The sequence below is a fragment of the Exiguobacterium sp. s56 genome, from assembly GCF_018618255.1.
Classification (GTDB): domain Bacteria; phylum Bacillota; class Bacilli; order Exiguobacteriales; family Exiguobacteriaceae; genus Exiguobacterium; species Exiguobacterium chiriqhucha.
This window is the reverse complement of record NZ_JACSLR010000002.1, coordinates 1-24,935: the sequence shown is the minus strand read 5'-3', so window position 1 is coordinate 24,935 and position 24,935 is coordinate 1. Positions and strand designations below refer to the sequence as shown.

General features: G+C 53.1%; 29 protein-coding genes, 1 tRNA gene and 2 riboswitches. Of the genes, 18 read left to right on the top strand and 12 right to left on the bottom strand.

What is annotated here, in order from left to right; genetic code table 11:
* Positions 1 to 39: 39 nt before the first annotated feature.
* Positions 40 to 1,527, bottom strand: coding sequence for a sodium/proline symporter PutP (gene putP, locus KNP71_RS03070; RefSeq protein ID WP_131471198.1), 1,488 nt, complete (start codon positions 1,525 to 1,527; stop codon positions 40 to 42).
* A 123-nt stretch (positions 1,528 to 1,650) separates the two neighbouring features.
* On the bottom strand, positions 1,651 to 2,208 hold the full coding sequence (locus KNP71_RS03065; protein ID WP_198922696.1) for a DNA-3-methyladenine glycosylase I: 558 nt from the start codon (positions 2,206 to 2,208) through the stop codon (positions 1,651 to 1,653).
* Between the two features lie 101 nt (positions 2,209 to 2,309).
* Between KNP71_RS03065 and KNP71_RS03060 the strand changes: the two genes are divergently transcribed.
* A complete protein-coding gene (locus KNP71_RS03060) occupies positions 2,310 to 2,939 on the top strand; it encodes a DedA family protein (RefSeq protein WP_029595382.1) in 630 nt (209 codons plus the stop codon).
* Positions 2,940 to 2,987: 48 nt separating this feature from the next.
* On the opposite strand, the gene KNP71_RS03055 is transcribed toward KNP71_RS03060, so the two are convergent.
* Both KNP71_RS03055 and KNP71_RS03050 read right to left on the bottom strand, forming a co-directional pair.
* Positions 2,988 to 4,163, bottom strand: a complete 1,176-nt coding sequence (locus KNP71_RS03055) for a cation:proton antiporter (RefSeq protein WP_214756585.1) — start codon at positions 4,161 to 4,163, stop codon at positions 2,988 to 2,990.
* A gap of 40 nt (positions 4,164 to 4,203) precedes the next feature.
* Complete coding sequence (locus tag KNP71_RS03050; protein WP_029595384.1) at positions 4,204 to 4,623, bottom strand: GNAT family N-acetyltransferase; 420 nt, start codon at positions 4,621 to 4,623, stop codon at positions 4,204 to 4,206.
* Positions 4,624 to 4,749: 126 nt separating this feature from the next.
* Between KNP71_RS03050 and KNP71_RS03045 the strand changes: the two genes are divergently transcribed.
* The 5 genes from KNP71_RS03045 (at position 4,750) to KNP71_RS03025 (ending at position 9,392) form a co-directional block, all read left to right on the top strand.
* Entirely contained in the window at positions 4,750 to 5,298 is a 549-nt protein-coding gene (locus KNP71_RS03045) for a glycerol-3-phosphate responsive antiterminator (protein ID WP_214756586.1), read from the top strand.
* 49 nt (positions 5,299 to 5,347) lie between these two features.
* A complete protein-coding gene (locus KNP71_RS03040) occupies positions 5,348 to 6,052 on the top strand; it encodes an SDR family NAD(P)-dependent oxidoreductase (RefSeq protein ID WP_198922697.1) in 705 nt (234 codons plus the stop codon).
* A gap of 112 nt (positions 6,053 to 6,164) precedes the next feature.
* Complete coding sequence (locus tag KNP71_RS03035) at positions 6,165 to 7,019, top strand: HD domain-containing protein (RefSeq protein ID WP_035385739.1); 855 nt, start codon at positions 6,165 to 6,167, stop codon at positions 7,017 to 7,019.
* 207 nt (positions 7,020 to 7,226) lie between these two features.
* Entirely contained in the window at positions 7,227 to 8,228 is a 1,002-nt protein-coding gene (locus KNP71_RS03030; protein ID WP_131471197.1) for a sodium:calcium antiporter, read from the top strand.
* A 102-nt stretch (positions 8,229 to 8,330) separates the two neighbouring features.
* Positions 8,331 to 9,392 carry a bifunctional glycosyltransferase family 2/GtrA family protein gene (locus KNP71_RS03025; protein ID WP_131471196.1) on the top strand — a complete coding sequence of 354 codons (1,062 nt, stop codon included), beginning with the start codon at positions 8,331 to 8,333 and terminating at the stop codon, positions 9,390 to 9,392.
* Positions 9,393 to 9,435: 43 nt separating this feature from the next.
* Here the strand turns inward: KNP71_RS03025 and KNP71_RS03020 are convergent, their stop codons facing one another.
* The 3 genes from KNP71_RS03020 to KNP71_RS03010 all read right to left on the bottom strand — a co-directional run bounded on the left by KNP71_RS03020 (position 9,436) and on the right by KNP71_RS03010 (position 10,586).
* On the bottom strand, positions 9,436 to 10,002 hold the full coding sequence (locus KNP71_RS03020) for a 3'-5' exonuclease (protein WP_131435170.1): 567 nt from the start codon (positions 10,000 to 10,002) through the stop codon (positions 9,436 to 9,438).
* 65 nt (positions 10,003 to 10,067) lie between these two features.
* Entirely contained in the window at positions 10,068 to 10,400 is a 333-nt protein-coding gene (locus KNP71_RS03015) for a four-helix bundle copper-binding protein (protein WP_021067537.1), read from the bottom strand.
* Positions 10,401 to 10,513: 113 nt separating this feature from the next.
* A tRNA-Ala gene (locus KNP71_RS03010) sits at positions 10,514 to 10,586 on the bottom strand.
* Positions 10,587 to 10,720: 134 nt separating this feature from the next.
* Between KNP71_RS03010 and KNP71_RS03005 the strand changes: the two genes are divergently transcribed.
* Positions 10,721 to 11,584, top strand: coding sequence for a GRP family sugar transporter (locus tag KNP71_RS03005; protein ID WP_029595391.1), 864 nt, complete (start codon positions 10,721 to 10,723; stop codon positions 11,582 to 11,584).
* Between the two features lie 29 nt (positions 11,585 to 11,613).
* Here KNP71_RS03005 and msrA read toward each other — a convergent pair whose 3' ends face one another.
* Both msrA and KNP71_RS02995 read right to left on the bottom strand, forming a co-directional pair.
* Positions 11,614 to 12,126: a peptide-methionine (S)-S-oxide reductase MsrA gene (gene msrA / locus KNP71_RS03000; RefSeq protein WP_029595392.1), complete on the bottom strand. Its 513-nt coding sequence runs from the start codon at positions 12,124 to 12,126 to the stop codon at positions 11,614 to 11,616.
* 64 nt (positions 12,127 to 12,190) lie between these two features.
* Positions 12,191 to 12,292: riboswitch (SAM riboswitch) on the bottom strand.
* Positions 12,293 to 12,336: 44 nt separating this feature from the next.
* Positions 12,337 to 12,498, bottom strand: a complete 162-nt coding sequence (locus KNP71_RS02995; RefSeq protein WP_029595393.1) for a hypothetical protein — start codon at positions 12,496 to 12,498, stop codon at positions 12,337 to 12,339.
* A 111-nt stretch (positions 12,499 to 12,609) separates the two neighbouring features.
* On the opposite strand from KNP71_RS02995, the gene KNP71_RS02990 reads away from it, so the two are divergent.
* The 9 genes from KNP71_RS02990 (at position 12,610) to KNP71_RS02950 (ending at position 21,234) form a co-directional block, all read left to right on the top strand.
* Positions 12,610 to 14,013 (top strand): amidase family protein, encoded by a 1,404-nt coding sequence (locus KNP71_RS02990; RefSeq protein WP_131471195.1) that lies wholly within the window; start codon positions 12,610 to 12,612, stop codon positions 14,011 to 14,013.
* A 69-nt stretch (positions 14,014 to 14,082) separates the two neighbouring features.
* A complete protein-coding gene (rlmN, locus tag KNP71_RS02985; protein WP_021067532.1) occupies positions 14,083 to 15,144 on the top strand; it encodes a dual-specificity RNA methyltransferase RlmN in 1,062 nt (353 codons plus the stop codon).
* A 176-nt stretch (positions 15,145 to 15,320) separates the two neighbouring features.
* On the top strand, positions 15,321 to 16,202 hold the full coding sequence (locus KNP71_RS02980) for an SMP-30/gluconolactonase/LRE family protein (RefSeq protein WP_131471194.1): 882 nt from the start codon (positions 15,321 to 15,323) through the stop codon (positions 16,200 to 16,202).
* Positions 16,203 to 16,214: 12 nt separating this feature from the next.
* Entirely contained in the window at positions 16,215 to 16,478 is a 264-nt protein-coding gene (locus tag KNP71_RS02975) for a hypothetical protein (RefSeq protein WP_029595396.1), read from the top strand.
* A gap of 102 nt (positions 16,479 to 16,580) precedes the next feature.
* Complete coding sequence (locus KNP71_RS02970) at positions 16,581 to 17,774, top strand: GTP-binding protein (protein WP_214802520.1); 1,194 nt, start codon at positions 16,581 to 16,583, stop codon at positions 17,772 to 17,774.
* Positions 17,775 to 17,835: 61 nt separating this feature from the next.
* Positions 17,836 to 17,936, top strand: a riboswitch (TPP riboswitch).
* Positions 17,937 to 18,017: 81 nt separating this feature from the next.
* Entirely contained in the window at positions 18,018 to 18,611 is a 594-nt protein-coding gene (locus KNP71_RS02965; RefSeq protein ID WP_131471193.1) for a YkoF family thiamine/hydroxymethylpyrimidine-binding protein, read from the top strand.
* A complete protein-coding gene (locus KNP71_RS02960) occupies positions 18,604 to 19,179 on the top strand; it encodes an ECF transporter S component (RefSeq protein WP_131471192.1) in 576 nt (191 codons plus the stop codon). The genes KNP71_RS02965 and KNP71_RS02960 overlap by 8 nt, the downstream gene beginning before the upstream one ends.
* Positions 19,172 to 20,500, top strand: a complete 1,329-nt coding sequence (locus KNP71_RS02955; RefSeq protein WP_214802523.1) for an ABC transporter ATP-binding protein — start codon at positions 19,172 to 19,174, stop codon at positions 20,498 to 20,500. The genes KNP71_RS02960 and KNP71_RS02955 overlap by 8 nt, the downstream gene beginning before the upstream one ends.
* Positions 20,500 to 21,234, top strand: coding sequence for an energy-coupling factor transporter transmembrane component T family protein (locus KNP71_RS02950; RefSeq protein WP_214802526.1), 735 nt, complete (start codon positions 20,500 to 20,502; stop codon positions 21,232 to 21,234). The genes KNP71_RS02955 and KNP71_RS02950 overlap by 1 nt, the downstream gene beginning before the upstream one ends.
* Before the next feature lie 15 nt (positions 21,235 to 21,249).
* Here the strand turns inward: KNP71_RS02950 and KNP71_RS02945 are convergent, their stop codons facing one another.
* Together KNP71_RS02945 and KNP71_RS02940 are read right to left on the bottom strand one after the other, a co-directional pair.
* Positions 21,250 to 21,837: a DUF1643 domain-containing protein gene (locus KNP71_RS02945; RefSeq protein ID WP_029595402.1), complete on the bottom strand. Its 588-nt coding sequence runs from the start codon at positions 21,835 to 21,837 to the stop codon at positions 21,250 to 21,252.
* A 34-nt stretch (positions 21,838 to 21,871) separates the two neighbouring features.
* Entirely contained in the window at positions 21,872 to 22,564 is a 693-nt protein-coding gene (locus tag KNP71_RS02940; RefSeq protein WP_251128654.1) for a lytic transglycosylase domain-containing protein, read from the bottom strand.
* A 78-nt stretch (positions 22,565 to 22,642) separates the two neighbouring features.
* Here KNP71_RS02940 and KNP71_RS02935 point away from each other — a divergent pair, with 78 nt between their 5' ends.
* Positions 22,643 to 23,341 carry a CPBP family intramembrane glutamic endopeptidase gene (locus tag KNP71_RS02935; protein WP_214827354.1) on the top strand — a complete coding sequence of 233 codons (699 nt, stop codon included), beginning with the start codon at positions 22,643 to 22,645 and terminating at the stop codon, positions 23,339 to 23,341.
* Here KNP71_RS02935 and KNP71_RS02930 read toward each other — a convergent pair.
* The gene (locus KNP71_RS02930) at positions 23,298 to 24,197 is read right to left on the bottom strand and encodes an alpha/beta hydrolase (RefSeq protein ID WP_131471189.1); all 900 of its coding nucleotides are present in this window, start codon (positions 24,195 to 24,197) and stop codon (positions 23,298 to 23,300) included. The genes KNP71_RS02935 and KNP71_RS02930 overlap by 44 nt on opposite strands.
* A gap of 183 nt (positions 24,198 to 24,380) precedes the next feature.
* Here KNP71_RS02930 and KNP71_RS02925 point away from each other — a divergent pair, with 183 nt between their 5' ends.
* Entirely contained in the window at positions 24,381 to 24,809 is a 429-nt protein-coding gene (locus tag KNP71_RS02925) for a hypothetical protein (RefSeq protein WP_214756590.1), read from the top strand.
* The last annotated feature ends 126 nt before the right edge of the window (positions 24,810 to 24,935 follow it).

The following is a 24,935-nucleotide window of genomic DNA, read 5'->3' as shown; positions in this document are numbered from 1 at the left end:
AAAAAAGTGCCAGGCTATAGTAGCATGGCACTCCGAGTGTTAAATCCGTTCTGACTTCAAGATGTGTTCCATTTCCTCGAACTCGTTCGTGATCGTCGTGCTCGGTGGCGGTGTCAGCAAACTGACGACATAAATGGCGAGGCTCGACAAGAAGAACGCTGGAATCATCTCATATAGCTCGCCGAAGGTCCCGAACCAATCGGCAGCAACGTTTTTCCAGACGATGACGACGAACGCACCGGTCAACATCCCGGCCAGCGCGCCTTGACGCGTCGTCCGTTTCCAGAACAGGCTGAACAGGATGAGTGGACCGAACGATGAGCCGAATCCGGCCCAGGCATATCCGACCAAGTTCAAAATCGTGTCATCCGCCCCGAACGCGAGCCAAATCGAAATGAGCGAGACGAGGATGACGGTAATCCGTCCGACCATGACGAGTTCGCGGTCGCCGGCGTCTTTGCGGAAGAACTTCTGATAGAAATCGGTCGTCGCCGCACTCGATGAGACGAGGAGCTGTGACGAGATCGTCGACATGATGGCTGCAAGCAAGGCTGCGAGCAACACACCGGTGATGAGATCGACGAACAACAAATCAGATAGATTGATGAATATATTTTCCGGGTTGTCGATTTCTAGCCCGCGCTGAGTATAGTAGGCGAGTCCGAACAATCCGGTCGCCATGGCCCCGACGACGGTGAACAACATCCACGAGATGCCGATGCGTCGTGCCTTCTTGATGTCTTGCAACTTCTCGATGGCCATAAAACGGACGATGATGTGTGGTTGCCCGAAATAACCGAGACCCCAAGCGAAGAGCGAGACGATGCCGATAAGCGACTGTCCTGTCAATGGATCAAGTAGCGCCTCATCGATATCACCGATTGTTTGGAACGCGGCGCTCACCCCGTCAGTCGCCGTGATGGCGATAGCCGGTACAAGGATGAGGGCGAACAACATGATGAGTCCTTGGACAAAGTCGGTCCAACTGACGGCTAAGAAGCCGCCAATGAACGTATACAAAATGATAATCGAAGCCAAAATCAAGACACCGGTCCCGAAATTGATATCAAAGACCGCTTCAAACAAGCGACCGCCGGCCACGAACCCGCTCGTGGCGTAGAGCGTGAAGAAGACGAGTGTGACGGCCGCAGAGAATGTCCGCAGCGTCCCACGCGAATCCTTAAAACGTTTCTCAAAGAAATCTGGTATCGTGATGGCATCCTCTGACAAATAAGAATAAGTCCGTAAACGAGGTGCGACGAGCAACCAGTTCAAGTAAGCACCGATCGTCAACCCGATGACGATCCATCCGCTCGAGAGTCCGGTCGCGAACATCGCCCCCGGCAAGCCCATCAATAGCCAACCACTCATATCGGAAGCACCGGCCGACAAAGCCGCTACGGCCGGACCAAGGCCGCGTCCTCCGAGCATATAGTCGCCGATGCTCTCAGTCCGCCGATAGGCGATGACACCGAGTAACACCATGAGCGCCATATACACTGTAATCGAAATCAATACACCGTTCATACAACATCCCCCTCGTTCATAATGAAAACGCTTTCAAAATCTATGGATTGCACCATGACAAAATTTTGTCACAAAAATGAATGAAGTGCACGATTTTGTTTAGGGATTGACCAAATAATCAAATTATTTGGCGAAGCAAGAGGTGAGATGGTCGTTGATGAGGCCCGTCGCTTGCAGGTGGGCATAGACGGTCGTCGGTCCCAAAAATTTGAAACCGCGGCGCTTCAGGTCTTTGCTCACTTGGTGGGACAGTTCGGTCGTGGCTGGGATGTCGTCGGTCGATGCCCACTCGTTGTGAATCACCGTGTTGTCGACGAATGACCAAATGTAGGCATCGAACGACCCGAACTCTTGTTGAATCTCGATGAATCGCTTGGCGTTGTTGATGGATGCCTCGATTTTACGACGGTTTCGGACGAGACCAGGATTGGTCATCAATCGTTCCACATCCGTCTCGTCGAACGAGGCGACGGTCACGACATCAAAATTGGCATAGGCGTCCCGATAATTTTCGCGTTTCCGTAAGATGGTGATCCAGCTGAGTCCAGCCTGGGCGCTCTCGAGCGTCAAACATTCGAAATGCTTTACATCATCATGGACGGGCTTGCCCCATTCTTCATCGTGATAACGAACGTACAACGGGTCGGTGCCGCACCATGGGCAACGCGTTATTTCAGTCATGTCGTTTCCTCACTTTCCTTCTAATGCTTCATTTTAACATGTTGCGACGGTTTTTGACCGGACGTGACGGGTATAGTAGGAACTATTGGAGGGTGAAGCAAATGAGAGACTGGATGATCCAGGTCATTGAACAGTTCGGTTATTTTGGCATCGCGTTCATGATTTTCATTGAGAACGTGTTCCCGCCGATTCCTTCGGAGGTCGTGCTCTTATTCGGCGGTTTTTTCGCCGTGAAGACCGATTTGATCGTCCCGCTCGTCATCTTCGCAGCGACGGCAGGCGCCATCCTAGGAGCGGTCCTATTGTACGGCATCGGACTGTATCTAGACGTCGAGCAGATTGAGAAGTGGACGAAACGGTACGGAAAATGGATTCGACTCGACATCGCCGACGTGCACCGTGCCGACGCCTGGTTCGATAAATACGGGGGATGGATGGTGTTCTTCGGCCGCTTGATGCCCGTCGTCAGGAGTTTGATTTCCATCCCGGCCGGTATGTCGAATATGCCGTTCTTGAAATTTTTGTTGCTCAGTACAGCGGGGACGGTGATTTGGAATACGATCCTCATCTATATCGGCATCCGCGTCGGCGAGAATTGGGAGTCGATTTTGAGCTATTTAGATGTATATTCGTATGTCATTTACGGTATTTTGCTAATCGGAGTCATCGCCTTTTTCATCTGGCGCAAAAAGCGGAAGAAGAAACAAGCCAAACAAGCCTCTTCATTTTAAACGGCAAGGACCGATCTTCGTGTGAAGATCGGTCCTGTGTATCTTATATTATTTGTTTGAATCATCCTTCTTCTCATCAGGTAAAACTTTTTCCAGTTTTTCTTCCGTCTTAGCGGCTAAAATTTCAGAGAAGCGGAACAAGACGATTCCGATGATGGCCGAGACGAAAATATATAGTCCGACGAACAAGTTGATCGCCCCGTTTGATAAGGCGGTGAAGAGAATCGAGAACTCCCCGCGTGGAGCTAGCGAGAAGCCGGCCTCGTTGGCCTGAACTCTTGTCAGGCCGTACATGCGGCCGCCGACGCGGCCGACAATCCATTTCGATAAGACGCCCCAGACGATCAATACGAAGAAGAGCGTGTTGACGATGACGCCTTGTTCCAGGTTGATCGAAATCCCGAACGAGATGAAGAAGATTGGCAAAAACAAGTCGCGGACGGGGACCGTCAACCGTTTCAACGGACGGACGTCGTGAATGCCTGCGAGCATGATGCCGGCGATGAACGCCCCGAGAATCTCGGACAGTCCGAACACCATCCCGATTCCGGCGAAAAAGAGAATCAAGCCAATCAGGCCAATGCTCGCATCGTCTTGCCGCAGCAGATGTTTGGCGATTTTCGGTTGTTTCTTGACGAAACGCGATCCGATAAAGAGTAACACACCGAAGATGAGGAAGCCGGCGAACACTTTCCCGATATCAGACACCTCGATCGGCTCATCCTGAATGATGAACGGGGCGACGGTCAAGATGAGCGGGGCGAAGATATCTTCAAAGATGAGAAGCGTCAAGACGAACTCTTTCACATCTTCATGTTTATCTGCATGCCGCTCAAGCATACGCGCGGAAATCGACGAGCTCGTCGCAAACAAGACGGCACCGATTAAAAAAGACTGGGAAAAATCGAGTCCGAACAGCAGGGCAATCCCAATCGTGACCCCAAAAGCGAGCACGATGTCCAGGACACCTGCCTTCCACACCAGCTTGAGACGCTTCATCAACTCTCCGAGCGGAAACTTCAAACCGAGTAAAAAGAATAACAGGATAATCCCGATTTCGCCGGCGATTTTAAAGACCTCGTTTCCGCCCCAGAAGAAGCCGACGGCGACGCCGATGGCGATAAAGGCAAGAATACTTGGAAAGAACAATCGTTCGATGATCAGACTGAGTACGGAGATGACGGCTAGCGCTAGACCGAGCAGGACGATCATATTCAGTTCCATACGTCACCTCCTATATAGGGAACGCGTACCCGTCGACGAATCATTCTCGATTCCATTGGTATTCCATCCCGACCGATTCCGGGCGCGAATAGTCAAAGCCGAATTGACGGTACAGTCCGTCGGCCGGGATATCCGCAATCAGGCTGATGATGGCCGTCTCGTCGGCTTCCTGTAAAATCCAGTCCATTAACTGCTCCACGATCAATTTTCCGAGCCCGAGCCCCTGACAATCCGGGTCGACGACGATATCGACAAGGTGGAACACCATTCCGCCGTCGCCGACGACGCGGCCCATCCCGACCATGTGATCATCTTTATATAGACAGACGCCATATAACGTATTGGCCAGTCCTTTCACCGTCCCCGAGTCGGAACGTTTCGGCATCCCGGCGATGACGCGAAGGCGCTGATGTTCCTCCGGTGTCGGTGTCTCGATTCGTACTTCCACTTCATTGACCATATCGCTACTTCCTCTCTGTGCATAAGTTAAAATTATTTTCCCGCTATATTGAATCGGTAAACCTTGATTTCCACTTCATGTTATTCAGATAATGAAGACATGATTGACAGAAAGGGACGTGTCCATATGATAGAAGGTCAAACCATTTTACCCGCCTTACGCGATATGCGGGACCTCGAGAAGTTCGTGACGGGACCGTTCCGTGTCGGTGTGTTGCTAGAAGTGCACGTCGCCCGGCTCGATGCCGTGTTTCAATTATTGGAGGCCCACGACAAACACGTCTTCGTTCATCTTGACTTGATTCAAGGCTTGAAGGCAGATGAATATGCGACCGAGTATATTTGTCAGACGTATCGTCCGTACGGTATCATCTCGACGAAAGGCAGCGTCATTTTAAAAGCGAAGCAAAAACAAGTCAAAACGGTCCAACGCCTGTTTTTAATCGATTCGAGCTCGCTTGAGCGGAGCTATCGCCTCATTAAACGGACGCAACCGGACTATATTGAAGTGTTGCCGGGCCTCGTCCCGAAATATATTAGGGCCGTGAAAGCGGAGACGGGAATCCCAGTCTTCGCCGGTGGATTGATTTCGTCGACTGAAGAAGTCGAGGCCGCCCTCGAAGCTGGTGCGACGGTCGTGACGACGTCTGACCAACGACTCTGGACGAACGGGTAGGACTCGTTTCTATCGAATCCGGGTATGTGAGTCTCCAGGAGGGATGTATATGAAACAGATTATGATTATCACTGGCGTCAGCCAAGGCATCGGCTATGAATTGGCACGTCATTTCCGCGACACGTATCACGTCATCGGACTCGATAAAGGGGACGACCCACAGTTGGATGGCGTGACATTCCATGAGATGGATTTGGGTGACCATGAGGCGATCGCTCGCGTGTTCGCCGACATTCAGCGCCAAGTCGGTGTTGCCCATGTACTCATCAACAATGGTGGCGTCTCATCACTCGTCAAACCGATGACCGAACTTGACGTCGAGACGTTCAAACAAGTGATTGATGTCAACCTGGTCGGAACGTTCGCTTGTGCCAAAGCGTTCTTGACGTTGAACGAGGGAGCCGGATACGGGCGCATCATCAATCTGGCCTCGACGCGCTCGCTTCAAAACGAAGCCGATTGGGAAGCGTATGGCGCGTCAAAAGGTGGCATCGTGTCATTGACCCAATCGATGGCGGTCTCGCTCGCGGAGCGTCCGATTACGGTGAATGCGATCAGTCCCGGCTGGATTCACACCTCGGACGAGTCGCTCCGTGACATCGATCATGCGCAACATCCGTCGGGCCGGGTCGGCAAACCGGACGATATCGTCCGCGCAGTCGCTTATTTGATTGATGAACAGAACGATTTCGTCAACGGGCAAAACCTCGTCGTCGACGGCGGGATGACGAAGAAGATGATTTATGAGCCGTAAACGAAAAAAACGGGACCATTACCCTATGTTTTAACACGCGAAATGAGTAGATGGGACTAGGCATGGGTAAAGGATGGGGACGCTCTATGAACCCATCGAAGGAGGAATCGCCGTGCACCAGTTGATTGAAGAGGCGCTCCGATTCGCGGCCGTCCGGCACGACGGACAGTTTCGAAAAGGAACGAATATTCCCTACTTAACCCATCCCGTCGCCGTGTCCATGTTGCTCGTCGAAGACCGGCAACCGGTCCCGGTCGTGGCCGCCGGCTTGCTCCATGATTTGCTTGAAGACACGTTGACGACCCCCGAAGAGATCGAAGAACGGTTCGGAAGTGAAGTGAGACGACTCGTTGAAGCGGTGTCCGAACCCGGGAAGCACCTTTCATGGGAAGAACGGAAACGGATGACGATTCAGCACGTGCAGACGATGCAGTACGATGAAGTGGCGCTCTTGGCGGCGGACAAGATACATAATCTTCGTTCGATTCGACTCGACGTTGAGTCTGCCGGTAAACAAGTATGGGATCGCTTCAGACGTCCGCTCCGCGACCAGTCGTGGTATTATCACGAATTGCTCCAAGCGTTCAAACCGTTCAGTCAGACGACGACGCTCATCGAATCGTTCGAGACAGAGCTGAACCTATTGTTTTATGGCGTCGCCGACGAGCGGTTCGACAAACTCGGAAAACTGTTTGACGTCATTCAGCGAGGATTCCATGAAGAGGACTGGCTCCAAGAGACGTCGACGCTCTGTCAGACCGCCTATGAGATCCATGAGGCGATGCGTGAAGGCTATCGTCACGTCACGGACGTCAATCAACCGGAGCTTGACGGCCTGTCCGCTCAATTGAAAGAAGGAGGACTCTGGGAACCGTTACCGCTCCCGATGCTTCAAGCGATTGAAGAACTGTCTTACCGGACGGCGATGCCAGTCGATGACGTCATTTCACATTTAAAGGTCAAATGATTGTCAAATGAGATGTAACGTGATATATTCGTCGTGAACATAAGAGGGGGAGTAGCGACCACACCTGTGGTCGATGGGTCGTCATTACGGTGCAATGCACTCGGTCCATCGAGCTTCTTACCAAGTCCGCAAGACCTTTTTATGGATGCTTTTTCGGCGTCCATAAAAATGTCTTTTTGAATTCACGAAAAGGGGAGATTTATTCAAATGGTATTTATTTATTTCATCTTGGCCGCTGCCATCACCGTGTATGCCGCCATGAAACTCTCGACTTACGCTGACGTCATCAGTGAGAAGTCGACGATGAGCGGGATGCTCGTCGGGACAGTGCTGCTGGCGGGTGCGACATCGTTGCCGGAAGTGACGACGAGTGTCTCGGCTGTCTTGATCAACAACCCGGATATCGCCATCGGTAACATGCTCGGGTCGAACTTGTTCAACATCTTCATCTTGGCGATGTTCGACCTCTTCTATCGTCAGAAGCGCATGTTCAATGAGGCGAGTCGAGATCATCTCTATACAGCTGGTCTAGGTCTCATGTTGACGCTCGTCACGATGATTGCCCTGATCGTGCGCATCGATTTCACGATTCTCGGCATCGGAATTGACGCCTTGTTGATCGCGGTATTGTACGGGATCGGGATTTACTATATCGGCAAGCGCCCGCAACAACCTGCCGTCGAGCGGGAAGCTGCACATGAGGCCGTACAAGAAATCGGCGCGAGTGCGACGAGTTCGATCACGGTCAAACGTGCGGTCATCGGCTTCATCATCGCCGCACTCGTCATCATGGGGGCGGGGACAGCACTATCGGTATTGGGCGATCAGATCGCCGTCGTCACGGGTCTCGGTTCGAGCTTCGTCGGTAGCTTCTTGATTGCCGCGACGACCTCGCTCCCGGAGGCTGTATCGGTATTTGTCGCCTTGAAACTTCGTAACGTCAACTTGGCGTTCGGTTCGATTTTGGGAAGCAACATCTTCAACATGCTCATCATCGCCATGTCGGACGCGTTTTACCAAGACGGTTCGATTCTGGCCGACGTGGCTGCGTCTCACTTAGTGACGGCGATCGGCATCACGATTTTGTCGGTGTTGGTCATGTATACGCTCCTTCGTAAAGACGTGACGTCGAAGTTCCGCTATGTCTTGCCGTCAGTGCTCGTCGTACTCGTCTACTTCGCTTCGTCTTACTTCATCTTCATCGGTTAATCTGGCACGGTGTCCTCCGAGGCACCGTGTTTTTTATTTGCCGCGGACCGAGGAATCACTTTTCATCGTCTTGGGTATAGAAGGAGGGAAGGAGGGGTGGCGATGCAAATGCATTCCGTGGAACGTCTAGATAAGTATGTCGTCGTGATTCCGGCCTATAATCCGGATCAAGCGCTTCTCACACTTGTCCGCGAGCTGAAAGAGACAGGGTTTGTCCATGTCATCGTCGTGAACGATGGAAGTGCCGAGACGTCCCAAACTGTCTTCGATGAGGTCGGGAAGTGGGTGACGACTGTTCTCGTCCATGAACGGAATCAAGGCAAGGGTGCGGCGTTGAAGACGGGGATTCGTCACGTCGTCGAACGATTCCCCGGTACGCATGGTGTCATCACCGTCGATGCGGACGGACAACATCTGCCGGAAGATGTAAGACATGTATATGAGGCGGGTATTCAGCGGCCGCATCATCTGGTCATGGGTTGCCGTGATTTCTCGGGCGCACACATTCCGTTCCGGAGCCGATTCGGGAACCAGATGACCCGTGGTGTCATGCTCGTCGGCAGCGGACTTCGGCTGAAAGATACCCAAACCGGTCTACGGGCGGTTCCATTGCGCTATGCGGAACAGTTGCTGGATGTGCCTGGGAACCGCTATGAGTTCGAGATGAACATGTTGACGTTCACGAAACGTTGGCAAGTCCCGATTCAACAGATTCCGATTCAAACCGTGTATGTGGCCGAGAACGCTTCGTCCCATTTTCGGCCGGTCATCGACTCAATTCTGATTTATCGGATGTTTTTAGCCTATTCATTATCCTCGGTCGCCTCATTCTTATTAGATATCGGCGCCTATGCCTTATTCATCTTTTTATTGAACCCGTGGTTCGAGACGACCCATGTCTTGATTGCGACGGTATTGGCCCGCATCATCTCGTCCTTATTCAATTACATCGTCAACCGAAAAGTCGTGTTCCATTCGAAAGCGAGACGGGCGATGCCGAAATACTTCGGTCTCGTCGGCGTGCAGATGGCGTTGTCGGCCGGTCTCGTCTATGTATTGTTCCTGTTGTTTCGGGACGGGGAAGTGTGGATTAAAGTGCTCGTCGACAGCCTTTTGTTCGTCGTCAGTTATTACGTCCAAAAAAGATGGATCTTTAAACGGTGACAGGCCAAGACGATTGTCTTGGCCTGTCTGGCATGCTTATGGGTCAATAGGCGAGCTTCCCGAGCTTGACCGATGTATAGCGGTGCAGTTCACGCGGGTCATGAATCCCGGTCTTCTGCATCATGTCGCGCATGAGCAACGCGCAGACGCGGGCATCTTCAGCCGCATCGTGATGGATGAACGGGACGTTCAAATATTCCGCCATCGTGTTCAGCTTGTGATTCGGCAGTCCAGGATACAGTTTTCGCGACAGCTTGACGGTACAGCCGTACTCGATCGTCGGAAACGTATATAAATCATATTTGGCGATCGCTTTCTTGAAAGCGCCCATATCGAATGAGGCGTTGTGCGCCATGACGAGGTCGACATCCCGCAGCGTCGGATAGAGCTGTTCAAGCACCTCGGGTAAGGCTGGGGCGTCCCAGACGTCGCTCGGCCGGATGCCGTGGACGCGGATATTGCCTGCGTCAAAGTCTTCTTCTGGATTGACGAGTAGTTGGTTCGTCTCGATGATTTCACCGTCGACGAGTAGGCTCCAGCCGACAGAGCAGATGCTGCGACTATCGCGGTTGGCCGTCTCGACGTCGATGGCAAGAATTGAATGTGACATAATCGGTCCCTTTCTCATAAAACAAGTATAAAAAAAGTCTAACATATCGTTAGACTAAAAAGCGATTATGCGGCCACGAGGTTGCGACACGCCTCGGCACAGCGGAGACACGCTTCGGAACAACGTTGGCAATGGTCATGCAAATGGCGGCCACATTCGACGGCGCACGTGTCGCACACCTGGGCGCAGAGTGCAGCAATCGGTTTGGTGAAAGCCGAATCGGTCTCGAGCGCGTTCAAGGCGAGCGCACACACTTCCGAACATTCTTTCGTCAGCCGGATACACTCGGCGACCATCAATAAATCCTCTTCTTGTAAACATTTTGAGAAACAGTGATTGCTTGCCCGCATACAGTCGATGACGGCTAAAATGGTCTCTTCGACAGAGGCACGATCCATAGTAAGTCCCCCTTAGAATAATGATGTCTTACAATCATTACCCGCTACCAGGTGACTTAAACCGGGCGGAGACGCAAAAAAGTCACCCCTCAAATGAGTGGTGACTTCCATAATGGAGCATAGCGGGCTCGAACCGCTGACCTCCACGCTGCCAGCGTGGCGCTCTCCCAGCTGAGCTAATGCCCCGTTCGAAAATTATTATATCATCCTAGTAAAACATTTGGCAATGGGTATTTTTAAATTTTTTTGAACAAAGTTTAATCGGGCGTAAACGTGGGAAAATCATGGGTAATGTTATTCTACGAAAGCAGGTGTTATCTATGGAAATGATTTTACTCGCACTCTTACCTGCCTTGATGTGGGGGAGTATCCCACTCATCGTCTCGAAAGTCGGCGGCAAGCCGATTCAACAGTTAATCGGGACGACGATTGGGGCGATGGTGATGGCGGTCATCATCGCACTCGTCTTCAATCCGGAGTTCACGACGCTCGCAATCGTGACCGGCTTCATATCTGGTGTGTTCTGGGCACTCGGGCAATATTTACAGTTCCAGTCGTTCCAAATTTTAAGTGTATCGAAAGCGATGCCGATCAGCACCGGGATGCAACTCGTCGGGACGTCGTTGTTCGGGGTCATCGTGCTCGGCGATTGGAAGACGACGACCGAGTTGTGGCTCGGCTTTTCTGCGCTCGTGTTGATTATCATCGGGGCGGCACTGACGTCATACCAACAACAAAAAGATGGCGATAGCAGCGGCGCCTTGAAGAAAGGTTTGCTCGTCCTGCTCGTGTCGAGTATCGGTTATGTGACGTATGCCGTCTTGACGAACTATTTCGAGGTCGACGGCATCACGGCCATCTTGCCGCAGTCGGTCGGGATGTTCGTCGCGGCGCTCTTGTTCAGCCTGCGTGAGAAAGATGTGAAGAAGTTCGACCCGAAGACGTTCAAAAACATTTTGGCCGGTCTCGCTTGGGGGATCGGGAACTTCGGGCTGTTCGTGTCAAGCGGTGAGGTCGGCATCGCGACGTCATTCGCCTTGTCCCAATTGAACGTCGTCGTGGCGACGCTCGGCGGGATTTATCTATTGAAAGAAGAGAAGACGACGAAAGAACGGGTCTTCGTCTTTATGGGAATCGGGCTCATCGTCGTGGCCGGATTCATGCTCGGGATTGCCAAGAGCTAAAAAGACGGGTCAGACGACCCGTCTTTTGTTTACCAGGCTTGCTCGATGAATGCGTCGCGCCCAGATTTCTTCCGGTCCTCTTTATAGTGGGCCGGATTTTTTTTATGGAAGTCTTGATGATATTCCTCGGCCGGATAGAACGTGTCGGCCGGTAGAATCTTCGTGACAATCGGCTGTTTGAAGCGTCCGCTCGCCGCGAGCGCGTCGCGACTCTGTTCTGCTTTCACGCGTTGGTCTTCCGTATGATAGAAGATGGCCGGCGCATATTGGCTGCCGCGGTCTTGGAACTGGCCGCCGTCATCGGTCGGGTCGGTCTGAATCCAATATAGTTCGAGCAGTCGTTCATAAGCGAACAGCGTCGGGTCGAACGTGATCTCGACGACCTCATAGTGTCCCGTCGTCCCTGTCTTCACTTGTTCATACGTCGGGTCATTGACGTGACCTCCCGTATAACCGGATACGATTGACTCGATGCCAGGTTGTTCCTCGAACGGCGTCACCATGCACCAAAAACAGCCGCCTGCGAATGTTGCTTTTTCCATTAATAAGTCCCCCTCATGTTCATTTCCAAAAAAAAGCGCCCATGTCATCGACATGAGCGCTCTGTCATATCGGCCAAGGCAAACTGCCTTGCTGGAAGTAGCACCTTGCCGAAGCAGGTTGCTGTGAAGTCATAGAGCCAGGTCTCTCGTTCACTCGAGATATCGATATGTAGTTGGTGAGAGCATCATACCATCAGATTTGAAGCGGCGTCAACGGTTTGGTTTGCGTCGAAGTTGGACCAAGGTGGCGCCGAGAATCAAGATGACGAGGACGATGGAGAGCGGTAGCGTATACGGAGCGTCCCCGGCATATAGCTGTAAGAAGAACAAGGCAAAGACGGACAATAAGACGAGAACGTACGAACGGTTCATAGTAACCTCCCTTTTCTTTCAGTGTACCAAGTTACATATTCGTTGGCGAACGAAAACAGGAAATCATGTGGCGATAGCGAATACCATCGAGTGACCAAAGGAGGAATCTATATGACTGAACCAAACACATGTTTCGAACTCGATATCGAGACCGCCCATCGCGGATATAAAGAAGGAACGTTCACGGCGCGTGACGTGACGGCCTATTATTTGACTCGAATCGCCCAGTTGAACGATAAGCTGAGAGCGGTCATTCAAGTGAACCCGGACGCCTTGTTCGAGGCCGAGGCGGCCGACCGGGCGTTTCGACGAGGTGACCGCTTGCCGTTGCTCGGCATCCCGGTGTTGATTAAAGACAATGTCGAGACGGCCGGATTGATGAAGACGACGGCCGGGGCCGTCGCCCTCGCGCATCACTTCGCCGGCCGGGACGCCCATCTCGTCCAAAGCCTGCGCGCGAGCGGGGCCATCATCCTCGGGAAAGCGAACTTGTCCGAATGGGCCAACTTTTTGACCGAGGGCATGCCGAACGGCTGGAGTGGGGTCGGTGGCCAGACGCTCAATCCATATGGGGACAAGCTCGATGTCGGAGGGTCGAGTTCAGGTTCGGCGTCAGCGGTCGCGGCCAACTTGACGTTGCTCGCCGTCGGCAGCGAGACGAGCGGCTCGATTATCCACCCGAGCGTCCATAACGGAATCGTTGGTATCAAACCGACCGTCGGGTTGATTAGCCGCAGCGGCATCATCCCGATCTCCCGGTCGCAAGACACGGCCGGCCCGATGGCACGGACACTCCGGGATGCGGTGCTCGCCCTTGAGGCGATGGTCGGGGAAGATCCCGCTGACCCAGCGACGGCGCATCTTCCGGCCGGTCCGCCTTACCGGACTTGTCTCGATGAGCGGCAAGCAGTCGGGATGCGTGTCGGCGTCGTCAAGACCGATTTGTCGGAAGAAGAGCAGGTGCTCTACGACGAAGCAATCGCATTGCTGAAACAGAGCGGCATCGAGGTCGTCACCGTCGAACTGCCGTCGAAAGCAGGGCTCGACCAAGGGGATATCCTGTATCATGAGTTCAAGCTCGGAATCGAGGCGTATCTCGCCTCGACGAAGCTCCCGTATGAGACGTTGTCGGATTTGATTAATTGGAACAACAGTCATCCGGAGACGATTCCGCACGGACAGAAGACGTTCGAGAAAGCGAACGAACAATCGGGTCGCTTGATTGAGGACGCCTATTTGATGCGCCGCCTCGACGACGTCTATCACGCCAAGACGGACGGCATCGACCGATTGTTGGCCGAGCAGGAACTTCATGCGCTCGTCTTGCCGCATGACCACAATTATGACATGGCGGCGAAAGCCGGCCATCCGACCGTCACGATCCCGTATCGCTTGAAGGCGAGCGGGGCCCCGTTCGGTCTATCATTCACCGGGACGAGCTATGCCGAACGCGACTTGATTCGTCTCGCCTATGCGTTCGAGCGTCACGTGACACGTCCCGTCCCACCGTTATAAGAACGTTGCACCGGTCGTCCACGTCCGCTACAATGGTACGTATGTGGATTGAAGAAAGGACAGATAGCAATGAAACCATCTATATACGGGCTGACATTCGATCAGCTGACGGAAGCGTGCGTCTCTTGGGGATACAGCGCCTTCCACGCTAGACAAATCTGGGACTCGCTCTATATCGACCGAGTCAAGCACATCGAGGACATCTCGGTACGGGCCGAGGTACGTGAGGCGCTCGCCGCCGAATACGTCATCTCGACGCAAGACCTGTTCGTCAAACAAGAAGCGGGCGACGGGACGGTCAAATTTTTACTTAAACTGCATGACGGACACTATATCGAGACGGTGCTCATGCGTCACAAATACGGACGTTCGGTCTGTGTGACGACGCAAGTCGGCTGCAACATCGGCTGTAGCTTCTGTGCGAGCGGTCTCTTGAAGAAGACGCGCGATTTGACGGCCGGCGAAGTCGTCGAACAGATCATGACCGTGCAACATTATTTGGACGAGGTCGGGGAAGGTGCCCGCGTCAGTCATATCGTCGTCATGGGAATCGGGGAACCGTTCGATAACTTCGATAACTTGGTCGATTTCCTCCGTGTCGTCAAAGACGAACGCGGACTCGCCATCGCACCGCGTAAAATCAACGTGTCGACGAGCGGTCTCGCCGACAAGATTTACAAATTCGCGGACCTCGATCTTCGCATCAATTTGGCGCTGTCACTCCACGCCCCGAACGATGCGTTGCGGACGCAAATCATGAAAATCAACCGGGCGTTCCCGCTCGACAAGCTCATGCCGGCCATCCGTTATTACGTCGAGAAGACGAACAAACGCATCACGTTCGAATATATTCTCTTATCGAAAGTGAACGATTTGCCGGAGCACGCCGAGGAACTCGCCGACTTGATTGACGATATTAAAGACAAGTCATACGTCAACTTGATTCCGTACAATCCGGTCAACGAGCATATTCAGTATGAGCGGAGCACGTCTGAGGACATCATGGCGTTTTATGACGTCTTGAAGAAGCGGGGCATCAATACCGGTGTCCGTCTCGAGCACGGGACTGATATCGATGCGGCCTGTGGCCAGTTGCGCAGCAAGCATATGAATGTCGAAGGCGCAAAATGACAGGGACTCCTTGAATCTCATGATTCAAGGAGTTTTTTTGTCTTCTGCCCTAGAAGGATGCCGGCCCGGTTCAATATTTTTCTTCCGAGCGGTTGCTATTTTGGGAAATGTTGAATAGAGATTGCCCCCTCAGGGAATAGTCACTTGAAATCAATGTAGAGAGTGGAGGCAATTCAATGGAGACAGTAAACGCTGCGTTATGGATTCGAGTTCGAAATACGCTTGGGGAAGGCCCGTGTTGGGATGCGGAACTGAAACGCTTCTATTGGGTCGATATCGAGGGACATACACTTTGGTGGTACGATGAGAAGGAAGATGAATTGTCGTCGTTCGATATGGGACAACAGATCGGGTTCGCGGTCCCGAAAGTGACGGACGGCGTCGTCGTCGGCTTGAAAGACGGGATTTATGAGTGGGACGAGACGTCAAAAGAGCTCGATAAAATCGTCGAACTCGACGACCCGGAAGGAAAGCTCCGCTTCAATGACGGGAAAGCCGACCCGTACGGACGCATCTTCGCCGGCACGCTCCATCTTGAAGACGAGGCGGAACAAGCGACACTATACCGCCTGAATCGCGACGGCACGACCGAGGTCATGTTGAGCGAGTTGACATTATCGAACGGACTGACATGGTCACCCGACCATTCGACGTTCTATCATATCGATACACCGACCGAGACGGTCCGTAAATACGCCTTTGACTTGAAGACGGGTACGCTCGGCGAAGGGGAGGCCATCATCGATTTCACCGTCGAGGAAGGATTCCCGGACGGCATGACGTCCGATGAGGAAGGGTTCTTATGGATTGCACACTTCGCCGGCGGCCGCGTCTCGCGCTGGAACCCGGAGACGGGTGAAAAAGTGCTCGAGGTGCTCGTGCCGGCCCCGAACGTCACATCGTGCTGTTTCGTCGGTGACGACTTGAACCAACTCGCCATCACGACGGCTCGTGAAGGAATGGATGACGAGGCACTCAAAGCCCATCCGGACGCGGGGTCGGTCTTTAAAATCGATACAGACGTGAAAGGGATGCCGCTCTATCGGTTTGGACGATAAGGAGGTAAAGAGATGGTGAAGCGATTGCTCGTTCGTGCAGGCATCGGTTTGGCACTCGCGGCAGTGGCCCGGGTCGGGATTCAAAAACTATTGGATTCGAACCAGGAAGACGACCACACGTATTTGAATCCGCGCTGGGATGAGGCCCCGAGTGTCGATGCCGATAAGGATGAGGATGAGGTCGGTCTGACGCAACTCGATTCGATTTATCGGGCCGAGTGGCAAGCGAACACGTATCCCCGCTCCGAGGCGGAACGCAAGGCGTTGGAAGAATAGGGAAAGGAACACGTCCGGGAACGGGCGTGTTTTTTCTTGACAAGACAAAGGTGACCCGTCATTATCTAAAGAGTAATGATTACGATTTAGGAGTGAAGATACATGAAACGAATTCCAATCACGGTGCTGTCCGGTTATTTAGGGAGCGGCAAGACGACGTTGATGAATCATCTGTTGAACAATCGGTCCGGCAAGAAATATGCGGTCATCGTCAACGACATGAGCGAGTTGAACATCGACGAACGATTGATCGAGCAGAACGGTTTCTCGCGGACGGACGAAAAATTGGTCGAGCTATCGAACGGCTGCATCTGTTGCACGCTCCGTGAGGACCTGCTCGAAGCGGTACAGGACATCACGAACGACCGTGAGCTCGACGGGATTATCATCGAGTCATCTGGCATCTCAGAACCGATTCCGGTCGCTCAAACGTTTACATACGCCGATGACGCCCTTGGCATCGACTTGACGAGCCGTGTCTATATCGATGCGATGGTGACGGTCGTCGATGCGTATCGGTTCTTGAAAGATTTCAACTCGGGCGAGTCGCTTCATGAACGGAAGCAGGCCATCGATGAGACGGACGTCCGCGAGGTCGTCGACCTGCTTGTCGACCAAATCGAGTTCGCGGACATCATCGTCTTGAACAAGGCGGACCGCGTGACCGAGACAGAACTCGGTGAGATGGCCGGGCTGTTGAAGGCGCTCAATCCAACCGCCAAACTGTTGACGTCAGTTTACGCGAACGTGGAGTTGACGGAGCTGTTGGACGTCAATCTTTTCGATTTCGAGCAGGCGATGCACGCCGCCGGCTGGATTCAAGAACTAGAGGCCGAGACACACACACCAGAGACGGAGGAATACGGCATCAGTTCGTTCGTCTATCGCCGCCGCCGTCCGTTTCATCCGGAGCGGCTCCACGCCTGGATCGAGGCGTTCCCGGATCAAGTCGTCCGCGCCAAAGGTTTCTTATGGATCGCCTCCCGGAACGACATCGCCTGCCTGTTCTCGCAAGCGGGGTACGCATCGACGCTCGAACACGCGGGACGTTGGCTCGCGACGCTGCCGGAGGAAGAGCGGAGTCTCATGTTCACGGCAGAACCTGAGCTCGCCGCCGACTACGTCGAGCCGTACGGGGACCGTCAGACGGAGCTCGTCTTGATCGGGCAGCGGATGGAGCGTGCGGTCATCGAGGCCGGACTCGACGCGTGTCTGTTGACGGATGAGGAGATGGCGCTCGATTGGACGACGTTGCAGGACACGCTTCCGGGGAACGGTATCGTGACTTTCACATAAACCGTTTACAAATTCGGAGCGGTCGTCTATACTTCTCGTTGCATAGATAACCGCATACATTGGACTACACTAGGGGTGCTTCGGCTGAGATGTGAGCATGGCTCCAATCCCTTATGACTCGATCCGGGTAATACCGGCGTGAGGAAGTGTGGCACTTTTTCTAATGGATTATTACATTGGACGAGTGGCCGCATTCTCATGGATGCGGCTTTTTTGTGTACATACAATAAGGGGGAATAGAACATGAACAACCAATGTGGTACGAGTCCGATCGTCGGATTCCGCTTTACGCTGAGCCCAATGACATCTGATTTTGTGAGTGTCATCAAAGGGGCATTGAAAGAGACGAACTTGCAAAACGTTTGGCGGCATACCGATGACGTCTCGACGGTCATCCGGGGACGCAGTGAGCATGTGTTCGACGTGGCCAAAGCCGTCTTGTCACATGCGTCGAAGAACGGGGAACATATGTCGATGAGCGGGACGTTCTCGGTCGGCTGCCCAGGCGACACGGCAGGAGACAACCTGCTCGACGTGACGACTGATCCTGTGAACGGTCCGGTATCGACCCAGTACGTCTCTTCCCAGTTCGCCCTCTATCCGCTCGGGGACGCGAAGTATATGGACATCATCTACGAAGAAATTGCCTTTGCGAAAGAGCGTGGCGTCTTCAATGACTCGATGCATTACGCCTCGGGCATTCACGGCGACATCGAACCGGTGTTTTCATTTTACGAGGCGACGTTCGACCGGGTCCGTGCGAAGACGAGCCACGTCGTCATGACGGTGACGTTCAGCGTGAACAGCCCGTCACACGAGGGACAACAGCATGCTTAAGTCGTGGAAGTTAAAAGAAATCGTCTTGTTGGCCATTTTATCGGTCGTGTTCGCTGTCGTCTATTTGGCGTTCGTCCATGTCGGGAATCTATGGGCTGGCTTGATTGGACCGATCGCGTACGAATGGATTTTTGGGATTTGGTTCATCGTCTCGATTATTGCGGCTTATATCATCCGCCGACCTGGCGCCGCATTCTTGTCCGAAGTGCTTGCGGCGACGATTGAGATGATGATTGGTAACGCGATTGGACCTCGTATTATTTTAGTCGGGATCATTCAAGGACTTGGTGCTGAAGCAGCGTTTGCGGTCACGAGCTACAAGCGATATGACCTTTGGGTGCTCATGCTGGCCGGATTTGGTGCAGCTGCGACTAGTTTCGCGTATACGTACGTCATGGGTGGACTCGCTGCCCTCAGTCCGACATACGTGGCGACGATGTTCGCGTTACGAGCGACGAGCGGGATGCTCATTGCCGGTCTGGGAGGTAAGATTTTAAGCGACTTGTTGCTTCGGACGGGTGCGCTCGAAGGGTATGCCATCGCGCGTCAGGGACGTGTGCATGGTTGAGGCAGAACAGCTGTCATTCCGCTATCCGGAAAAACAGCGCGAAGTATTGACGGATATCACGCTTCAATTAACGGCTGGGAGGACACTCATCACGGGGGCGAGCGGGTCGGGAAAATCGACATTGTTCTCTTTGTTGAATCGTCTGTATCCGGATAACTGCGATGGCATCGTGACAGGCAAATTACACTTGTTTGACCGCTCTTATGATACGTATGCAGCTGGTGAGGTGAATCGTCGTGTCGGAACGGTGTTTCAAGATCCTGACAGTCAGTTCGTCATGCAGACGGTCGAGGAGGAATTGATTTTCACACTCGAAAATTTTGCCGTGGCGAGGGACGAGATGATGGCGCGTGTGGCCAAGATTTTAGCGGAATTGCAGTTGACCGATTATCGTGACCGAGTCATTCATGACCTGTCAGGTGGTGAAAAGCAACAAATCGCTGTCGCCTGTGCTTTGATCGGGAAGCCGGAATGGCTACTGCTCGATGAGCCGCTCGCGCACCTTGATCCCGAGACATCAACCCGTTTCGTTCAGTGGCTCGACAACGTCGCACAGACGGTAAACGTTGTCGTCATCGAGCATCGACCCTTCCTATGGGGCGGGTTCTTCGACAGAGAAGTGGAACTCGTGAACGGACGCATCAACTATGACGGACCGTTCGTTGCCCGCCCGGATTATACGTTCTCTCCGGTTGAAGTGATACAAGGAAATACTATTTTATTTCACGTACCGCAATTGAAACGAAAAACATTCAACCTAGCAACGAGCAAGCTGACCGTCGCCGAGGGTGATCTCATTGCCGTACTTGGTCGAAACGGCAGTGGCAAATCGACTTGGCTCAAGAGCCTTGCCCGCGAACATCAAGAAGTGGGACTCGTCCCACAATCTCCGGCTCATCTATTTATCACGAGTGATGTGACACGTGAACTCGCATATGGCCATAATCGTCCGATTGGGGACATCATGAACCGGCTCGGGCTTGGACCGTTTCGTAACGACCACCCACTCTCGCTTAGTCACGGTCAAAAACGAAGGCTCGCCATCGGCGTGATGATGCTCTCGAATAAACGGCTCATCGCGTTCGATGAACCGACTGCTGGACAAGATGAGGTATCGCTTCGTGCGCTTTATGAATTGATGGTTGAACGAATCCGCGCCGGCCAGACGGTTCTGTTTGTGACACACGACCTTAGTTTCGCCCGAATCGCGAACACCTATTACTTGATGCATGAAGGTTACTTGAGTGGGCCATATGATGCATCGCTCTGGAATGAGACGGAGCTACTACAAGCTCACGGTTTATTGCTGGAGGAATCGTGATGACGTTTCAAGAGATGAATCCGACGATCAAATTTATGACCGTGACGTGTCTCATGTTCGGTCTTGCCTTTATGTACAATCCATGGACGCCGCTTGCGGTATTCATCGGAACGCTTATACTTCAAATTCTTTTTTCTAACGTGAACTGGAAGCGCTGGGGGCTATTCATGATTCCGTTTTTATTCACCGCGCTCGGGACATTGTGGACGACGCTCGTCTTTGGAAAAGAGACGAGCGGGGAGGTCATGTTCACGCTGTTCGGCAACGACGTCACCGACGAGAATGTGATACTAGCAGCGACGCTCTCCTTACGGGTATTAGCATTCACCGCGTTGTCACTCCTGTTCACACTGACGACGGATCCCAAACGGTTCGTCTACAGCTTGATGCAACAAGGGAAGTTGTCACCTAAAATCGCTTACAGTGTCTTCGTCGGCTTTCGTTTCTTTCCGATTTTGAAGCATGAACTGATGCAACTGTATGAAACGCATGCTTTGCGAGGCGTTCGTTTAGAGACACGACTCGATCACATTCGGCACGTTCCGAATTTAGTCATCCCGCTTCTGGCCGGATCGATCCGACAAGCGGAACGCATCGCGTTCTCGATGGAGGCACGCGGGTTCACGGGCGAACCACGAGCGACGTATGAAGTAGTCGCCATCACTCGGTACGACTTTCTGTTGGCGTCGCTCTTGATTGTATTGTTCGGAGTGAGCGTATGGATTGGCGTATAAACGAAACAAGACGACTCACTCGGAGTCGTCTTGTTTCGTTTCTTTCACGATTCTAAACTTCGGTTTGACCGATTCATTATTGAACGCCTCGAGCACAGTGTTCTCGTTGGCCATACGAATCTGTTGCGGCTCGCCTTTGGACGTCGTGCCGATACAGAACATATGGGCCTCGTGGTCGGCGAACAGCGTCTTATACGGGGTCGCATGGTGCATCAAGCGTCCTGGCGAGCCCCAGCCGACGATCACCATTCCGCCGGTCGCCTCGACCTCGTCGAGCGTTTCCTCCACGTAATGAAAGTTGACCTCGTCAAGCTGTGACTCGACGTAAGGCAGATTGTCATTGATGGCGAGTGTCGGGACGAGACTGATGACGCGCATCTCACGGATCGGTTGATCGAGATGGTTACGCATGAGCATATACGCCCGCTGCGTGGTCGTGCCAGACAAGAAGGCATCGCTCATCCGGGGTGAGTAGATGATGACGGCACAGATGACGCCGTCGACGACATCTGTGAATTCGTACGTTCGCATATATCGTTTCGTCTTGTCCTCATTGAAGACCGACTTGACGCGAATCGTCACTTCCTCGATATGGGTGTTCATAATGTTTCCTCACTTTTGCTCAAATAGTGCCAGGTCAGACCCAGCCGGCGAACCATTCCAAATAGCGAATCGTATAGCGGGCGACTTGTTGCGTCGCCGTCGCCTTGTCATCCGGTAAATAAGACACGTCAGTTTGATATGACTCATAAAACGACATCACATCGTTGACATACTGCTCGCTTCGGTTGTATTCGAAGATGGCGTTCCGAATCGAATCGGTCGAATCTGCCGTCGTCCCACCGTGCTCGCTTAAATAATAAGCGGCTGCATGGGCCGAATCGACGAGACTGTGCGGGTCGGCCTGGCCATCGTTGTTACCGTCGCGTCCGAGACCGCCATACTGTTCGATCAGCGCGAGGTCTGTCAAATCGACCTCGTCCTCAGGCACGTCACCTTTTTGGTCGTCGGTGTCGTACTGCCAACCGAGCCACGTCCGCGGCATGAATTGGAACGGACCGATCGCCCCGACTGATGAACGCATCGATGAGCTATGGGAGAAAATCGTCTCGACGCGATGGACCGCGGCAAGAAGCCGCCAATCGACGTCATACGTCGCCGCCGCATCTTCATACACGTCACGATGGACAGCAGGGATGCCGTGATCCCCGTAATAGGCCCGGTAAAGGGCGTTGTTCACTTTATCATGTTGACCAAACCAGCCGATTGCGCCGAGGCACAGCACGATCACAAGCAAGAGACCGGTCAGTCGCAAAATCAATCGTTTCAAGATTCCGCCTCCTAGCTTTCTAGACAATACCCGAATAGTGTAGCATATAGCTAACAGGAAGGACAGGAGTGGATATCCATGCTCGAACAGGCCGTCTTTACCATCATTCTCGTGTATTTATTGATTGTCCAATTGTTCAACGCCCGGTTGATGAAACCGATGATTGAAACGCTCGGACGAAGCCGCGTGTACGATCAGACCATCAAATCGGCGTGGGGGCTCTGTTTGCTGTTGCTCGCCCTCATCTTTTTGTTCCAGGTCCCGCCTGAAGCGGTCGGGCTCGGCTTCGCCCCGGCCGAGGGGGATTTGCGCGCCTGGCAGTTCTTCTTTTTGACGAGCGTCCTCATCTCCGCATTGATCGCGTTCTATCTGCTCGTGAAAACGTCTCCGGGTTTGCGGCGCCGGTTACGGCCATATTATGAGCTCGAGATTGAACGGCTACTGTTGCCTCAGACGATTCAGGAGGCGAGAGCGTGGGGCGCCGTGTCTTGGACGGCTGGAGTGACCGAAGAGTTCATCTTCCGTGGCGTTCTGCTCTACACGGTCACATTGTGGATGGACGTCTCGCCCCCGATGCTCGCCTTGATCGGCGGAGCGTTATTCGGGTTGGCCCACGCTTATCAAGGTGTCCGAGGCATCCTCGCGACCAGTCTCGTCGGGTGGGGGCTCGGTTATTTATATGTGGCGATGGGTATCCTCTGGCCGGTGATGGTCGTTCATGCCTTGCTCGATCTTATTGCTGGACCGATTCACGTCGTCGATTCAGAAACTGACTGACGGCCGCTTCATACGCGGGCTGGTCTTTCAAAATACAGTTCGTATGTTCCGCGCCGTGGATGAGGGCGATCTCATTTTTGCGGTTGAGCGCATTCATCTCGACGGACATCCAGGTCGGGACGTAATCGTCCTCTGTCCCATGGATGAACAAGACCGGCACATCGATTGCCGCGAGCGCTCGTTTCGGTCGGACTTGGTGCATCCGGAATCCGGCTCGCGTCCAAAGGAAGTAATTGATTCCCGGCAACAACAAATCACCAGGCAGTCGGTGTAAGACGTTCAACTGATGGCGCATGAGTTGTCTCATGTCATCGAACGGGCACTCGGCAATCAAAAAATCGACATCTGTCAATGGACCGGCCTGTAAAATCGAGGCGGCGCCCATCGACACGCCATGTAGCCCGACCTCGGAGACGGACTCATTAACCCGCAACCAGTCGACCCAATCCACGATGTCATGTTTCTCATGATAGCCGTACGAGGCGTACACGCCCTCGGATTCGCCGTGGGACCGCAAATCGACGGCGAGCAGATTGTAGCCGAGGCGATGGAACATCGCCAAATGCGGGGCCATGAAGCTGTGGGACGCCGTATAGCCATGCACGAAGACGATCCACTTCGATGAGCCTTCGTTTCGGTAGACACGCCCATAGAGGCGATATCCGTCTTGCGAGCGGAGCGAGACGTGCTCAAATGGCACGTCGTGATAAAAGGATTGATCTTCCTTCGTGTAGGGGGCCAACAGCATCTCGGGCGTCTTGCGTTTCCCTCGTGTCATGCGTTTGAACGCATAGTAGCTGATGGCATAATAGCCAGTGAATAATGTTGCGAGTCCAACCTTCCATCTCTTCTGCATATGAACCGCTCCTTTCCCCATTATTGTACCCGAAAACGCGTTCCCAATTCACGCGCCATATGGGTCATGGTGTGTTTTCAATGACGGAACGCCAAGGCTTATATGTGATAAGGCGAATTGTGCCGAATAGAGTTGCCACATATGATAGTAGCGAATAGTCACCAAGTGGGAGGATATGAACCGATGGAGCGACAGGCGATGTATCAATTTTTACAGGCATGTTTGATGGGACAGACGGATTATACGACGACTGAGGGAGTGACGTTCTATCGCGCTCCGACGAGCGGGGAACGGCAACATGGAATCGTCTTGGACGTGTTAATTGACCGCTACTTATGTCAGCCTGGGCAGGCAATCGAATTATCGGTCCCGGACATCGCCGTTTCCATTGACGTGTCGGCCGATGAAATCGTCCGGTCCGTACTCGCACTCGCCCGCATCACTCTCGTCTCGCAACATATCGAGGAGAGATTGATTCGTGTCGTCTCGGCGGGCATCAATGAAGCGGGTCGATTGACGCTCGTCATCGGTTTCAACGCTTGGCTGACGCATCATTTGGGCCATCTATCGGGCGAGTGGGTCGAGCTGCCGGCTCGCGTGCACGCCATGTGACAAACCTTGAACAACAAAAAGGGAAGGCCGCGATGGATAAACTGTACCCTGAGTAGTAGACACTTAAAAAAGTCTATTGCTCAGGTTTTTTGTGTACACTGGACTAAATCATATTGGGAGTGAATT

What these genes read in the sequence shown, in the direction of transcription:
- putP (WP_131471198.1), bottom strand. Translation starts at nt 1,527, where the DNA reads ATGAACGGTGTATTGATTTCGATTACAGTGTATATGGCGCTCATGGTG.
- KNP71_RS03065 (WP_198922696.1), bottom strand. Translation starts at nt 2,208, where the DNA reads ATGACTGAAATAACGCGTTGCCCATGGTGCGGCACCGACCCGTTGTAC.
- KNP71_RS03060 (WP_029595382.1), top strand. Translation starts at nt 2,310, where the DNA reads ATGAGAGACTGGATGATCCAGGTCATTGAACAGTTCGGTTATTTTGGC.
- KNP71_RS03055 (WP_214756585.1), bottom strand. Translation starts at nt 4,163, where the DNA reads ATGGAACTGAATATGATCGTCCTGCTCGGTCTAGCGCTAGCCGTCATC.
- KNP71_RS03050 (WP_029595384.1), bottom strand. Translation starts at nt 4,623, where the DNA reads ATGGTCAATGAAGTGGAAGTACGAATCGAGACACCGACACCGGAGGAA.
- KNP71_RS03045 (WP_214756586.1), top strand. Translation starts at nt 4,750, where the DNA reads ATGATAGAAGGTCAAACCATTTTACCCGCCTTACGCGATATGCGGGAC.
- KNP71_RS03040 (WP_198922697.1), top strand. Translation starts at nt 5,348, where the DNA reads ATGAAACAGATTATGATTATCACTGGCGTCAGCCAAGGCATCGGCTAT.
- KNP71_RS03030 (WP_131471197.1), top strand. Translation starts at nt 7,227, where the DNA reads ATGGTATTTATTTATTTCATCTTGGCCGCTGCCATCACCGTGTATGCC.
- KNP71_RS03025 (WP_131471196.1), top strand. Translation starts at nt 8,331, where the DNA reads ATGCAAATGCATTCCGTGGAACGTCTAGATAAGTATGTCGTCGTGATT.
- KNP71_RS03020 (WP_131435170.1), bottom strand. Translation starts at nt 10,002, where the DNA reads ATGTCACATTCAATTCTTGCCATCGACGTCGAGACGGCCAACCGCGAT.
- KNP71_RS03015 (WP_021067537.1), bottom strand. Translation starts at nt 10,400, where the DNA reads ATGGATCGTGCCTCTGTCGAAGAGACCATTTTAGCCGTCATCGACTGT.
- KNP71_RS03005 (WP_029595391.1), top strand. Translation starts at nt 10,721, where the DNA reads ATGGAAATGATTTTACTCGCACTCTTACCTGCCTTGATGTGGGGGAGT.
- msrA (WP_029595392.1), bottom strand. Translation starts at nt 12,126, where the DNA reads ATGGAAAAAGCAACATTCGCAGGCGGCTGTTTTTGGTGCATGGTGACG.
- KNP71_RS02995 (WP_029595393.1), bottom strand. Translation starts at nt 12,498, where the DNA reads ATGAACCGTTCGTACGTTCTCGTCTTATTGTCCGTCTTTGCCTTGTTC.
- KNP71_RS02990 (WP_131471195.1), top strand. Translation starts at nt 12,610, where the DNA reads ATGACTGAACCAAACACATGTTTCGAACTCGATATCGAGACCGCCCAT.
- rlmN (WP_021067532.1), top strand. Translation starts at nt 14,083, where the DNA reads ATGAAACCATCTATATACGGGCTGACATTCGATCAGCTGACGGAAGCG.
- KNP71_RS02980 (WP_131471194.1), top strand. Translation starts at nt 15,321, where the DNA reads ATGGAGACAGTAAACGCTGCGTTATGGATTCGAGTTCGAAATACGCTT.
- KNP71_RS02975 (WP_029595396.1), top strand. Translation starts at nt 16,215, where the DNA reads ATGGTGAAGCGATTGCTCGTTCGTGCAGGCATCGGTTTGGCACTCGCG.
- KNP71_RS02970 (WP_214802520.1), top strand. Translation starts at nt 16,581, where the DNA reads ATGAAACGAATTCCAATCACGGTGCTGTCCGGTTATTTAGGGAGCGGC.
- KNP71_RS02965 (WP_131471193.1), top strand. Translation starts at nt 18,018, where the DNA reads ATGAACAACCAATGTGGTACGAGTCCGATCGTCGGATTCCGCTTTACG.
- KNP71_RS02960 (WP_131471192.1), top strand. Translation starts at nt 18,604, where the DNA reads ATGCTTAAGTCGTGGAAGTTAAAAGAAATCGTCTTGTTGGCCATTTTA.
- KNP71_RS02955 (WP_214802523.1), top strand. Translation starts at nt 19,172, where the DNA reads ATGGTTGAGGCAGAACAGCTGTCATTCCGCTATCCGGAAAAACAGCGC.
- KNP71_RS02950 (WP_214802526.1), top strand. Translation starts at nt 20,500, where the DNA reads ATGACGTTTCAAGAGATGAATCCGACGATCAAATTTATGACCGTGACG.
- KNP71_RS02945 (WP_029595402.1), bottom strand. Translation starts at nt 21,837, where the DNA reads ATGAACACCCATATCGAGGAAGTGACGATTCGCGTCAAGTCGGTCTTC.
- KNP71_RS02935 (WP_214827354.1), top strand. Translation starts at nt 22,643, where the DNA reads ATGCTCGAACAGGCCGTCTTTACCATCATTCTCGTGTATTTATTGATT.
- KNP71_RS02930 (WP_131471189.1), bottom strand. Translation starts at nt 24,197, where the DNA reads ATGCAGAAGAGATGGAAGGTTGGACTCGCAACATTATTCACTGGCTAT.
- KNP71_RS02925 (WP_214756590.1), top strand. Translation starts at nt 24,381, where the DNA reads ATGGAGCGACAGGCGATGTATCAATTTTTACAGGCATGTTTGATGGGA.